General features: G+C 59.5%; 12 protein-coding genes. 4 read left to right on the forward strand and 8 right to left on the reverse strand.

Annotation, left to right across the window (positions count from 1 at the left end):
• The first annotated feature begins 6 nt into the window (after window positions 1-6).
• Window positions 7-366 carry a PilZ domain-containing protein gene (locus tag L8K08_RS22325; RefSeq protein ID WP_145165394.1) on the forward strand — a complete coding sequence of 120 codons (360 nt, stop codon included), beginning with the start codon at window positions 7-9 and terminating at the stop codon, window positions 364-366.
• Window positions 367-435: 69 nt separating this feature from the next.
• Here L8K08_RS22325 and L8K08_RS22330 read toward each other — a convergent pair whose 3' ends face one another.
• Genes L8K08_RS22330 through L8K08_RS22355 form a run of 6 tightly spaced genes read right to left on the reverse strand, consistent with a single transcriptional unit; the run spans window position 436 to window position 7,103 of the window.
• A complete protein-coding gene (locus L8K08_RS22330) occupies window positions 436-1,767 on the reverse strand; it encodes a DUF58 domain-containing protein (RefSeq protein WP_242199954.1) in 1,332 nt (443 codons plus the stop codon).
• A 7-nt stretch (window positions 1,768-1,774) separates the two neighbouring features.
• Window positions 1,775-2,770, reverse strand: coding sequence for a MoxR family ATPase (locus L8K08_RS22335; protein ID WP_242199955.1), 996 nt, complete (start codon window positions 2,768-2,770; stop codon window positions 1,775-1,777).
• Window positions 2,767-3,924, reverse strand: a complete 1,158-nt coding sequence (locus tag L8K08_RS22340) for a DUF4350 domain-containing protein (protein ID WP_242199958.1) — start codon at window positions 3,922-3,924, stop codon at window positions 2,767-2,769. The genes L8K08_RS22335 and L8K08_RS22340 overlap by 4 nt, the downstream gene beginning before the upstream one ends.
• On the reverse strand, window positions 3,921-5,447 hold the full coding sequence (locus L8K08_RS22345; protein ID WP_242199960.1) for a DUF4129 domain-containing protein: 1,527 nt from the start codon (window positions 5,445-5,447) through the stop codon (window positions 3,921-3,923). The genes L8K08_RS22340 and L8K08_RS22345 overlap by 4 nt, the downstream gene beginning before the upstream one ends.
• The gene (locus L8K08_RS22350) at window positions 5,434-6,414 is read right to left on the reverse strand and encodes a stage II sporulation protein M (protein WP_242199962.1); all 981 of its coding nucleotides are present in this window, start codon (window positions 6,412-6,414) and stop codon (window positions 5,434-5,436) included. The genes L8K08_RS22345 and L8K08_RS22350 overlap by 14 nt, the downstream gene beginning before the upstream one ends.
• Window positions 6,411-7,103, reverse strand: a complete 693-nt coding sequence (locus tag L8K08_RS22355; RefSeq protein ID WP_242199964.1) for an RDD family protein — start codon at window positions 7,101-7,103, stop codon at window positions 6,411-6,413. The genes L8K08_RS22350 and L8K08_RS22355 overlap by 4 nt, the downstream gene beginning before the upstream one ends.
• A 167-nt stretch (window positions 7,104-7,270) precedes the next feature.
• Here L8K08_RS22355 and sbcB point away from each other — a divergent pair, with 167 nt between their 5' ends.
• The gene (sbcB, locus tag L8K08_RS22360) at window positions 7,271-8,698 is read left to right on the forward strand and encodes an exodeoxyribonuclease I (protein ID WP_145165380.1); all 1,428 of its coding nucleotides are present in this window, start codon (window positions 7,271-7,273) and stop codon (window positions 8,696-8,698) included.
• Window positions 8,699-8,788: 90 nt separating this feature from the next.
• On the opposite strand, the gene mvaT is transcribed toward sbcB, so the two are convergent.
• Complete coding sequence (gene mvaT, locus L8K08_RS22365) at window positions 8,789-9,163, reverse strand: histone-like nucleoid-structuring protein MvaT (RefSeq protein WP_005790963.1); 375 nt, start codon at window positions 9,161-9,163, stop codon at window positions 8,789-8,791.
• A gap of 349 nt (window positions 9,164-9,512) precedes the next feature.
• On the opposite strand from mvaT, the gene purU reads away from it, so the two are divergent.
• Both purU and L8K08_RS22375 read left to right on the forward strand, forming a co-directional pair.
• Window positions 9,513-10,361 (forward strand): formyltetrahydrofolate deformylase, encoded by an 849-nt coding sequence (gene purU / locus L8K08_RS22370; protein WP_005790961.1) that lies wholly within the window; start codon window positions 9,513-9,515, stop codon window positions 10,359-10,361.
• Window positions 10,362-10,438: 77 nt separating this feature from the next.
• Window positions 10,439-10,609, forward strand: a complete 171-nt coding sequence (locus L8K08_RS22375; RefSeq protein ID WP_242199966.1) for a hypothetical protein — start codon at window positions 10,439-10,441, stop codon at window positions 10,607-10,609.
• A 36-nt stretch (window positions 10,610-10,645) separates the two neighbouring features.
• Here L8K08_RS22375 and L8K08_RS22380 read toward each other — a convergent pair whose 3' ends face one another.
• Window positions 10,646-12,538 (reverse strand): methyl-accepting chemotaxis protein, encoded by a 1,893-nt coding sequence (locus L8K08_RS22380; protein ID WP_242199967.1) that lies wholly within the window; start codon window positions 12,536-12,538, stop codon window positions 10,646-10,648.
• Window positions 12,539-12,710: the final 172 nt, after the last annotated feature.

Below are 12,710 nucleotides of genomic sequence, written 5' to 3' on the forward strand. Positions count from 1 at the left end.
TCTCACATGTTTACCCACCGACGGATCGAGCGGCACCAGCTACCTTGCTTCCTGCAGGTATTCAACCGTGTTACCGATAAACCTATCGGTTTTCTGGGCAACGCGTCCGAAAGTGGGCTGATGTTGATCAGCCAGTTGCCCATGATGGTCGACGTGGATTTCGAGTTGCGTCTGAAAATTCCTGGCCCGACCGGCGAGTGCCAGGCGATTGACCTGACCGCGACCTGCTTGTGGAGCCATGAAGACATCAACCCGCAGCATTACGACTCGGGGTTCAGCGTGATCGAGGCGGGCGAAGAGTACAGCCAGCTGATCAGCGCCTTGTTGAATTACTTCAGCTTCGATCCGTTACAGGCATCCGCTTAGGCATTGAACGTGTTGGCCCGGGTTGGATCGTTAGCCCGGCCTTGGCAAGGTGTTTGTGTCAGCACGCTTTTAGAACACACCGGCTTTTTTCCAACCCAGATAACGCGTGACGAGCGCGGCCCCCAACGCTGATGGGGGCGTGTCCAGTACGGATAACCCATGGGCGCTCAACCGGTCATGGAGTTCGTTGCGTGCATTGAGGTAGTCGACCGTCCCGCAATAAGCCAATGCTTCGGGCAGGGTTTGCACGGGGGCTTGGCGCAAATCATCGAGTACTTCCTCCCGAAGGCTCGCCACCAGTACCCGATGCTGTCGGCTGATGCGCTTGACCGCTGTCAGCAGTGCTTCATCGTCTTCATCGCGCAGATTGGTGACCACGATCACCAGCGCCCGGCGTTTTTGCCGGGCCAGCAGTTGGCTGGCCGCAGCTTGATAGTCGGCCGTCCGGCGGGTGGTATCCAGGTCGTACACCGCATTGAGCAGCAGGTTCAGCTGGCCGCTGCCCTTGACCGGCGCCAGGTAACGCGGCTGGTCACTGGCAAAGGTGCTCAGCCCCACGGCATCGCCCTGACGCAGCGCGACATAACTGAGCAACAGGCAGGCGTTGAGTGCATGGTCGAAATGTGACAAATCGCCGTCCTGACTGCGCATGCGTCGACCGCAATCGAGCATGATCACAATCTGCTGGTCGCGCTCGTCCTGGTATTCACGGGCGATGGGTGTGCGTTGTCGTGCGGTGGCCTTCCAATCGATCTGGCGCAGGCTGTCACCCTCGCGAAATTCGCGCAGTTGGTGGAACTCCAGCCCCAGGCCCCTTCGCTGGCGTAGGCGCACGCCGAGTTGGCTGAGCCAGTTATCCACACCGAGCAACTGTGCGCCGTATAAGTGAGCGAAATCCGGGTAGACGCGAGTCGTATCGCTGACCTCGACAAATTGCCGTGCCGACCATAGCCCAATGGGGCTGGGCAGATGAATTTCACAGCGGCTGAAGCTGAAGTGTCCACGGCGCAAAGGCCGCAGGCGGTAGCCCAGTTCGCTGTGTTCACCGGGGCGCAGTTCAATGCTTTGGGGCAGGTTTTCCATGCTCAAGCCGTCAGGAACATGATCGAACACCTTCACTGTCATTGGTTGCGAGTAATCGTGCGTCAGGGTCAGGCGCACTTCTCCCCAGCGTCCGAGTGCCAGGCTGCCCGGCATTTGCCTTTGTACTTGCACACCGGGGCGACGCTTCAGGCGCACGGAATCCAGCAGCGCCAGCAGCAACAGCGCCAGTAACAAGCCCCAGGCTATCGAGTGCAGTGTGTCGGGCACTTTAAGCTGCAGCGCCGTTGCGGCGCCGAGCAGGATGTTCAGGCCCAGCAGCACGCTCAGCCAGCTGAGCAACAGGCGGGTCGGCTTCATGGACGAGTCACTGCCGGGGCGCCGCGATCTGGTCCAGCAGTTGCTGGAGCACTTGGTCTACCTCGAGCCCGTCGATGTCCAGTTCCGGCGCAATGCGCACCCGGTGACGCAGCACAGCCAGCGCGCACCCCTTGATATCGTCAGGGGTGACGAATTCACCGCCACGCAACAAAGCGCGTGCCCGGGCCCCGCGAACCAGGGCGATGGAGGCCCGAGGGCCGGCGCCGATGGCCAGCCCAGGCCAGGTGCGGGTGGCTCGCGCCAGGCGCACGGCGTAGTCGAGGACTTGCTCATCCAGCGCCAGTTCGCTCGCAACCTGCTGCAGGTGCAACACGTCCTGGGCCTGCAGCACTGTACGTAGCGGGTGCACATCGAGCATGTCTGCCCGGGACGAGCGAGTCACTTCGCGCACCATCTCCAGTTCTTGCCGAGCATCGGGGTAGTCCATGCGCACTTTGAGCATGAAACGGTCGAGTTCGGCTTCGGGCAGGGGGTAAGTACCTTCCTGTTCGATAGGGTTCTGGGTCGCCAGCACCATGAAGGGCTGACCGATAGGCAGCGCCTCGCCTTCGAGAGTGACTTGGCGCTCCTGCATGGCTTCAAGCAAGGCGGCTTGAGTCTTGGCCGGAGCGCGGTTGATTTCATCGGCCAGCAGCAAGTGAGTGAACAGCGGCCCCTTGCGCAGCTTGAACTGCTCGGTGTGCAGGTCATACACGGCGTGGCCGGTGACATCGCTGGGCATCAGGTCAGGTGTGAACTGGATACGCGCGAAATCGCCACCAAAGCAACGCGCCAGGGCACGCACCAGCAACGTCTTGCCCAGGCCGGGTACGCCTTCGAGCAGGACATGCCCGCCAGCGATCAGCGCGGTCAGTACGTCGTCGATCACCTGATCCTGGCCAATCACCGCCTTGCGCAGTTCAACGCGCAGGGCCTGTGCCTGCTGGCTGGCGTGTTGAAGGCTTTCGGCGGTAGGGGCAGTGGCTGCAGGGAGTTCGCTCATAGGGCATTCCTGAGAGTTTGCAGGCATGCCACCTGACGGCTGAAATCGGCGCTGGTGAGCCGTTTTGCCGGGAGTGGCCCAAGGGCCTGACTGATGATGTGGGAGGGTTGGCGCGTCAGGCGTTCGAGTACCTGCCACTGTTGAGCGGTGTCGAGGTGTTCAAAGCCAGGGTGACGTCGGCGGGCAGCGCGCTGAATGTCACGCTGCAGGGCGTGCAAGAGCGTGCCCTGGCCGGTGCGACGCAGCAGGAAATCGGCGCTGGCCTTCAAATGCTCCTGCAATTGCCGACGTGCCCTGGGCGCAGGCGCCTGGATCGGGCCCTGGCGCATGCCGGTCTGCCAGAGTGCCAGGGCAATCAGCGCCAGGAGTGCCACCAAGGCTTGGGGGAAATAGCGCATCAACAGGGTCAACAGGCTGTCTACGTCGCTGTTGAACAACAAGGTCACGTCAGTACCTTGGTTGAGGTACCACAACAGCCAGGCGTTATCGTGTTGGCCGATGCCCGGGGGTTTCCACAGCTCGCTGTCGGTTACCACGGTTACGGTGCCGTGCCCGAAATTGCGTTGCATGAGGTGGCTGGATTTGGCGCTGTTGGCTGAAAACTGTGCCAGGTGTTTGGGATCGGTGAGGTTGAAGTCGGTATCGAAACTGAAGTACGCCGGGGCGGTTTCATTGTCGACGTAGAGTTTGGTCAGGTCCGGCGTTTTCTTTTTGCGCGTCGTGGCTGGTTCATCGAAGGTTTCGCTCAATGTCTGGTGGATGTTCAACCGATCAAGCAGCAGGTCGCCGCTTTTACCTGTCTCTTCATCCCACAGCGCTTCGGCGACCACCAGCAGATGGCCACCGGACTTTGCCCACTCCAGCAGTTGATCCACCTGGCGTGGGGTCATGTTGGCGCGATCACCCAACAGCAGAAGGCTGTGGCCTTGTGGCTGGAGGTGAGCGAGGCGTTCAAGGCTATTGGCATGCTCGACGCTCAGGCCTTGCTGGCGCAGAAAGTACTCGGCCGCCAAATAGGGATTCTCCCGCGCTTGGGGCGATGGGCCGCGCTCAACCACTTCGTCATAAGGGATCGCTTTGTGCCAGGCATAAAATGCACCGGCCCCCAGCAGGCACGCCAGCAGTACACCTGCCCACAGTAACAGGCGGTTCATTGCGCGGCGTCCGACTTGAATAACGCGCGCCAGTCGCTGCAGAGCTTTTGCTGGGCGGCGAGCGGGGGCAGCCGGTGGCCGTAGGCCAGGTTCTGCCAGTGGCGTGTCAGCTCATCACTGAACACCAGCAGCTGCGGTTGTTGTAATTGGTGAACACGCTCCAGGACCTGGCCTTCGGTGTCAGCGGTTTTCAGTGGCATGTTGTAGTCATGCAACAGGTGGCTGAGCAGGCCTCGGTACAGAAGGCTGAGGGCTTGCCGTGGTTGTGTGGGCCATAAGTGTTCGGCAGTGCTGGCGATGTCGTCGGGCAAAGTGTCTATGTCCAGTTCCAGGCCGAATAACTGCGTTGGAGCGGGCTTGGTAACCCTGGGTTGACTGATTGCGCGCCGACTGACAAAAGCCTGCAACCCGTCGCGGTAGTGCCAACCGAGCAACGCGAGGCCTCCAATCAACAGGCTCCACAGGAGTATTTCCAATCCCTGGCCTAGGTGTTTGAAGGTGTTGCTGTTGAGGTGATCGAGCAGTGCCTGTAACCATCCGGGTAATTTGCCCTCACCGTGCGCGGTGCCTTTGGCCGCAGGCTGGTCTTCGCCGAAGCGATAGCGGGTGACGGTTTCCGGGTTTTTGAACGGGGGGAGGGCCAGCAGAGTCTTGATGGATTGACTCGCGGCCGGGGTGCTCAGTTGCTTTGGGCTACTGGACTCATCCGCCATGACCTGTGGACTGGCCTGCAGCATCAGTCCGACCGCCAACAGCAGTAGCGTCGCCACGCTGCCCAGGCGCTGGCGTAAACGCCGGAATACCAGTTCCAGGTCCCAGGCCTCCAGCAGGGTACGGCGGTTGAGGTACAGGCTGAAACCGCAGGCGACGTAGATAGGCTCCCAGAACACCAATATCAGCGCATAGAACGCGTTGCCCAGATGCTCCAGCCACAGCGCTTGCGAACGGGTGGCGAGCACTAGTCGTTGCCAGTCCCAATCCCGTTCAAGTTGTTCAGGAATGAAGAGGTAGAACAGCGCCATGCAGCCAAACCACAGGCCGATTTCCAGGTGCATGCCAATGATTGTCAGCCAGCGCGCGGCCCCTGCGTTGCGTTGTAACAGCACGCCAAGGCGGTGTTGACGCGCCTGGCCACCCAGGCCTTCGAGTTGGCTCACCGGCAGCACGAAACTGCGGCTCAGGCTCAGACGCCGCCAGGTCAGGCTGACCAGCAGCTGGCTTTTTAACAGTCGCGGCCAATGGCGCACGGCTTGTTTGACGCTGGGTGTTTCACCAAACAGTGCCTTGGACAGGATGTACAACGGCAGCCGATCGAACGCCGGTTTGAGCCACCAGAACAGAAAAACAGCGGCAGAAGGAGACTCCCATAACACCACGGTGAGCAAGGCGAATACCGGCAAGCTCACCAGCGCCCAACTGCTCATCAACAGCCAGCGATGCTCCCTGGCCATCAACACGCCAAGGTCCATGGCCTCCCAGGCAGTGCGGGGGCGAATTACCACGCTGGCGTCACTCAGGCGCATGGTGAACCCGCCCTGCAAGAATCAGGTAAGCGGCCACCAGCAGCCAAAGCGCGGCACCCACCAGGTATTTGATCCAAGGTGTGATAGCGGTGGTGGAAGACCAATACGCCTCTATCAACGCAGCGATCAGCAGGAACACCATCACACCGCAGAGCATCTGCACGCTTTTGCGCGCCGCCAACCGCAGGGATTCGCTGCGAGCGAGCGGTCCCGGAGCGATCAGCGACCACCCCAGTTGCAAACCCGCAGCGCCGGCCAGGGCGATGGCGGTCAGCTCGAATGCACCGTGGCCGATGACAAACGACCAGAAGGTCTGGCCATAGCCAATTTCGGTGAGATGGCCGCAGATTGCGCCGATGATCAAGCCGTTGAAAATCAGAAAAAACACGCTGCCAAGGCCAAACAGTAACCCGGCTGCAAAGGTCTGGAAGGCGATGCCGATGTTGTGCATCACGTAGTAGCCGAACATCATCCAGTTTTCGCTGGAGGCTCGCTCGGCGGCGCGCCCAAGGCGGCTGGCAGCGGGGTCGTACATGCTTTGCATCTCGGCGACCTGCTGGGCGCTGACGATGCTGTAGATCAGGTCGGGAAACAGGTAAACCAGCAGGGCTATTCCCAGCAGGCTGCCGAAAAACAACAGGCCGGCGATTAACACGAAGCGCCATTGCTCTCGTACCAGGCGCGGAAAGTCGGCCAGGACGAAACTCAGAACCTTTGCTCCCAATTGACTGCGATGGCGATAGAGCTGCTGGTGGCCGCGCAGGGCCAATTGCTGCAGCGGATCTACCAGATAACTGCTGTAGCCACGCGCCTGTGCCAGCGCGAGGTGCTGGCACAGGCGGCGATAGTGATGGGGGAAGTCCGCCACGTCGCTGGCTTTAGCCTTGCCTTGCTCCAACTGTGTCAGTTGCGCTTCAAAGGCTTGCCATTGGGGCTGGTGACGGCTTTCGAACAGGCTCTGCTTCATGTCGGCCCCAACAAGCCACGGGCCACACCATTGAGTTGCTCTACGGCGCGTGCAGGGGACACTTGCAGAGGGGCCGCGAGGATGGACGCCAGTTCATGCACCCGTTCGGTAGAGAGTTCGCCCTGGCGTTCGGCGAAGCCGAGAATGGCGCGCTGCTCGCTCAGGTCAAGGGCGAAGGGCAGGCGCAACGCAGCCGCTTGGGGTATCCGGGGGCGGGCCAGTGATTGTTCGCGGTAGATCACCAGGGTGCCGGCGGCGAGGTCGCCGAGCCGTTTGAAATGAGGGTGTTGCAGGCAACTGATGGCGCCGAGGAAGTAGCCGAAGGGCAGCATGTCGACAAAGCGCAGCAGGTTGCGGATCAGCGAGGCGGACCAGCCGACAGGCGTGCCATCGTCCTGTACGACCCGCAGGCCCATGACCTGCTTGCCTGGAGAGCAGCCTTGATTGAGCACTTCGAACAAGACCATGTACCACCAGCTGACCAGAAACAGCAGCAATGAACCCAGGCCAATACCAATATTGCCCAACAGGGCCAGCGGCACGAGCAGGATGCCCATGACCAAGCCACGCAAGCCCAGGTCGAAAGCAAAGGCCAGTACCCGCGGCGGCAGGCCTGCCGGGCGCAAGGGCAGATCTATGCCTTCAGGGGTCTCGATCTGGTAGCGGGTATCCAAAGGGTTTTTCGGCATTGCGATCCCTGGCAGTGCGAAGCGGCTAAGAGACACGGATGCTAGCAGTGTCGCCGGTGGAAGCAACCATTCAAGGTTTTGCTGGATATTTGTACAGCCAAGGTATCACTGGCCCCGGACGGCCAACAGCGCCTAGACTTTGCCGGTCTTCAGCACAGGAATAACCCGTGACCTCCATTTTCTGGTACGACTATGAAACCACCGGCATCAATCCGCGCAGCGATCGCCCGCTTCAGGTTGCCGGTATTCGTACCGACCTCGAACTCAACGAGATCGGCCCGCCGGTCAACCTTTATTGCCAGCTCAGCGACGATATCCTGCCTCATCCGGCCGCCTGCGCGATCACCGGCATCACCCCTGACGTTCTGGCGGACAAAGGCCTGGCCGAAGCCGACTTCATGACCCGAGTGCATGCCGAACTGGCCGCACCGGGCACTTGCGGTGCCGGTTACAACACGTTGCGTTTTGACGATGAAATGACGCGCTACAGTTTGTATCGCAACTTTTTCGACCCTTACGCCCGTGAATGGCAGGGCGGCAACAGTCGCTGGGATTTGATCGATGTGGTGCGCACGGCCTACGCACTTCGCCCGGAAGGGATCGTCTGGCCAGAGCAGGATGGGCGCGTCACCCTCAAGCTTGAGCGCTTGACCGCCGCCAACGGAATCGATCATGGCCAGGCCCACGACGCCTTGTCGGACGTGCGAGCCACGATCGCCCTGGCGCGTCTGGTCCGCGAGAAACAGCCCAAGTTGTATGAGTGGCTGTTTCAACTGCGCAGCAAGCAGCGGGTGATGGATCAGGTACGCCTGTTGCAACCGATGGTTCATATATCCGGGCGCTTTTCCGCCGAGCGTCACTACTTGGGCGTGGTGCTGCCGCTGGCCTGGCACCCGCGCAATCGCAATGCATTGATCGTCTGTGACCTTGGGCTGGACCCGCAGGGGTTGCTGGATCTGGACGCCGATACCTTGCGCCAGCGCCTCTACACGCGCCGTGGCGATCTGGCGGAAGGCGAACTGCCAGTGCCGCTCAAGTTAGTGCATATCAACCGCTGCCCGGTCGTTGCCCCATTGAACGTGCTGCGGGCGCAGGACCGCGAGCGACTTCAATTGGATATGGACACGTGCCAGGCACGTGCACTGCGACTAACTGACGCACACGAAGTTTGGCGCGATAAGTTGGCGGCTATTTATGCCGAGGAAGATTTTGCGCCGAGTGCGGATCCCGAGCAGCAGCTCTATGACGGTTTTATTGGTGATCGCGATCGTCGTTTATGCGAACAAGTCCGGGCAGCCGAGCCTTTACATCTGGCGCATCAGCAGTGGCCATTTGATGATCATCGTTTGCCGGAATTATTATTCCGCTACCGCGCGCGTAACTTTCCTGACACCTTGAACAACGAGGAGCAACAGCGCTGGAAACTTTTCTGTCAGCAACGGTTGTCGAGTTCGGAGTGGGGCGCGCCGACTACCCTGTTGGCATTTAAACAGGCGCGCGAGGAGTTGGCTGTTAGTGCTACATCGTTTCAGTGTCAGGTGCTGGATCAATGGCAGGAGTATGCCGACTCTTTAGCCGCCCGGCTGAACCTGTAGTCAGGCATTGGAGAATATTCGGACAATAAAAAACGCCAGCAAGCTGGCGTTTTTTATTGTGTCGCTTATCAGGCGAGAGCCCGACCAGGCTTAGCCCAGCAGGGTAGCCCAGCCTTCAACCACGTCGCCGCCCCACTTGGCTTTCCACTCTTTCAGGGTCTTGTGGTTGCCACCTTTGGTTTCAATCACCTCACCGTTGTGTGGGTTCTTGTATTGCTTGACCTTGCGAGCGCGCTTGGTGCCGGTAGTTTTCACAGCGCCGCGGGGTGCTTTAACTTTCGACTCCGGATCCAGCAGCGCGATGATGTCACGCAGGGATTTGGAGTATTCACCCATCAGGGTGCGCAGTTTGCCTTCGAATTCCAGCTCGGTTTGCAGCTTGTCGTCTTGGGACAGGTTCTTCAAACGGGCTTGCAGCTCTTTGATAGCTTCTTCGGTGGCACGGTATTCGTTGATCAGAGACATGTGGACTACCTTATGTAGAGCGCGGATTGGCAGGAGAGTGGCCCAATAATAGTCAGGCACTAACCCCAAGTAAACATTTAAGGATGCATTTATGTGAATTACTTTGAATGTTTGTAGCGCTGCTACGCAATCGAGTTAATTAGTAGGTGGTAGACGTAAAGATAATCTCGTTTATTTTCCGACAATTGCCCGTGCATCACGTTGGACACGCATATAGCGTTGGTAAAACCTTACGCTATTAAGGGCTGTAGCCTGAGGGTGGGCGCAGAATAAGCCGTAAGGAATACTGCAGTTTTTCTGCGCAATCGCTAGAATGGCCGCCTTTGCGAAGTTCTGGAGTTTCCCCCTAATGCGCACTTTTCGGCTGGTGATTGCTTGCCCGGACCGGGTTGGCATCGTTGCCAAAGTCAGTAACTTTCTGGCCTCCCACAACGGCTGGATCACCGAGGCGAGCCATCACTCGGACGATCTCAGCGGTTGGTTTTTCATGCGTCACGAAATTCGTGCCGACACGCTGCCCTTTGGTCTTGAAGCTTTTCGTGAGGCGTTTGCGCCGATCGCCGAAGAGTTTTCGATGACCTGGCACATCACCGACACCGAGCAGAAAAAACGTGTCGTGCTGATGGCCAGCCGCGAGTCCCATTGCCTGGCCGACCTGCTGCACCGCTGGCACAGCGATGAGCTGGACTGCGAGATCGCTTGCGTAATCTCCAACCATGACGACCTGCGCAGCATGGTCGAATGGCATGGCATCCCGTACTACCACGTGCCGGTCAACCCGCAGGACAAGGAGCCGGCCTTTGCCGAAGTCTCCCGCCTGGTCAAGCAGCACGAAGCGGATGTGGTGGTGCTGGCGCGCTACATGCAGATTCTGCCGCCGGAACTGTGCCGTGAATACGCCGGCAAAGTGATCAACATTCACCACAGCTTCCTGCCGTCGTTTGTGGGTGCCAAGCCGTACCACCAGGCCTCCCTGCGCGGCGTGAAGCTGATTGGCGCAACTTGCCACTACGTCACCGAAGAGCTGGACGCCGGCCCGATCATCGAGCAGGACGTGGTACGCGTCAGCCACAGCGACAGCATTGAAGACATGGTGCGTTTCGGCCGTGACGTCGAGAAGATGGTGCTGGCCCGTGGCCTGCGTTATCACTTGGAAGATCGCGTGCTCGTGCACGGCAACAAGACCGTAGTGTTCTGATACAGGTCTTGAAGAAGCACAGGCCTGGGCGTTAAATCGTCCCAGGCCTTTTTTTTGCTGCTATTGGGTATTGATCAATGAGCGATCCACTCGACAAAGCCACCTCCCAAGCCCCGGCGACGCTGGGGGAGGGGTGTTTAAGTCGATATGACCCGGATGACCTGGATGCTGAGGACGGCACCGAGTTTCCGGGTGCCGCTGAGTTGTGGGAGCGCGAACAGGCCAAATCCGAGCCTCCGGAAAAATAACGGCCCGCCGCTCTAAAAAAACGGCGGGCACTGGGCTCAGATTCGGAAACTGCCCACCAACTGTTTCAAGCGAGCGGCCTGTTGTTCCAGGTCGGTGCAGGCGCGCAGGGTGGATTGCAGGTTTTCCACGCCTTCCTGATTGAGGGTATTGATCTCGGTAATGTCCATGTTGATCGACTCCACCACCGAGGTTTGCTCCTCGGTGGCGGTGGCCACTGACTGGTTCATGCCGTCGATCTCGCCAATGCGCTGGGTCACGCTGTTCAAGCGCTCGCCGGCCAGGTTGGCGATTTCCACGCTGTCCTGGCTGTGGCGCTGGCTTTCACTCATGGTGCTGACCGAGTCGCGCGCGCCGACTTGCAGTTCCTCAATCATCTTCTGCACTTGCTGCGCCGACTCCTGAGTGCGATGGGCCAGGTTGCGCACCTCATCGGCCACGACCGCAAACCCGCGCCCGGCTTCCCCGGCACGCGCCGCTTCGATGGCGGCGTTCAGTGCCAGCAGGTTGGTTTGCTGGGAGATGCTGGTGATCACCTCCAGAATTTGCCCGATGTTCACAGTCTTGCTGTTCAGCGCTTCTATATTGCTGCTCGAAGCACTGATCATCGCTGACAGTTGGGTCATTGCCTTGATATTGCGATCCACCACCTGTTGGCCGTCTTCGGCCAAGTGCCGCGCATCGCTGGCCTGGCTGGAGGCTTGTGCGGCGTTGCGCGCGATTTCCTGGGCGGCGGCGCCCAGTTCGTTGATGGCGGCGGCGACGCTGTTGGTGCGGTTGGCCTGCTCGTCAGAGTTGACCATCGAGGAATTGGAGGCACTGACCACGCGCAAAGCGACTTCGTTGACCTGTTCGGTGGCCGAGGACACTTCGCGGATCGAGGTATGAATCCGCTCCACGAAGCGGTTGAAGGCAATGCCCAGCGTGCCGAACTCATCGTTGTTCTGGATGGTCAGGCGGCGGGTCAAGTCGCCCTCGCCATCGGCGATGTCCTGCATCGCGCGGGTCATTACGTGCAGGGGTTGCAACAGCACGCGGATGAGCATGCCCAGCAGCGCAATGATGATCACCACCGCGATGATCGTGGCGATGATCGCCGAATTGCGGAACTCGCTGAGCATGGCGAACGACTTGTCTTTATCCACCGAAATGCCCAGGTACCAGTTCACCGAGGGCAGGCCCTTGATCGGTGTAAAGGTCACGATGTTGTCTTTACCGTTGGCTTGAACTTCACTGAAGTCAGTACTGATCTTCGGCGTGTGATTGGGGTACATGTCGGCCAGGGTCTTCATCACCAGGTTTTTGTCCGGGTGCACGAGCACTTTGCCATCGGCACTGACCAGGAACGCATAACCCATGCCGCCGAAGTTCAGCGCGCCAATGTTATCCACCAGCGTTTGCAGGCTCAGGTCGCCGCCAACCACGCCGATGCTCTGGCCAGTTGTGGTGGTGCTGGGGGTGGCGACCGAAATGATCAGTTTCCCGGTCGCAGCATCAATGTAGGGTTCAGTCAGGGTTGAACCATTGCTGGACTGGGCGCCCTTGTACCAGGGGCGCACCCTTGGGTCGAAGCCATCGGGCATCTTGGTGTCGGGGCGGATGGTGAAGGCGCCTTTGCTGTCGCCCACGTAGGTGGCCATGAACGAGGACGTCAGCGCTTTCTGTTCCAGCAGGCCGGCGACCACGGCGGGCTCGGGGTTGATGGCGATGTTCTGTGCTGCGTTTTCCACCAGCGCTATGCGCCCGGTGAGCCAGGTTTGAATATTGCTGGCGGTGACGTCGCCCATTTCATGCAGGTAATTATTGAGGTCGTCGCGAATCGCGTTGCGTTGCAGGTAGTCGTTGTAGAGGGTAAACAATGCGAAGGCGGCGATGACGATAAGGGCGGCTGCAAGCAGGATTTTGTGGCTGAAGCGCAGGTTTTTATTCATGGCTTGAAGGGTCCGCTAAGGTCTTGGTATCCGAAGCGCGTCCTCATGGGATGCGCAAAATGGCAGCGTCAAAAAAGGTGTGGTACTTCTGGTGATAGCTCTGTGAGTCCCTGTAGGAGCCATCCGACCTGTTTTTAGACTTTGTGGGTCTTACAATTATCTGTATCGACCT

Source organism: Pseudomonas sp. TREG-RG-20F-10-E-6-01 (assembly GCF_022662455.1).
In the GTDB taxonomy this organism is placed as follows: Bacteria; Pseudomonadota; Gammaproteobacteria; order Pseudomonadales; family Pseudomonadaceae; genus Aquipseudomonas.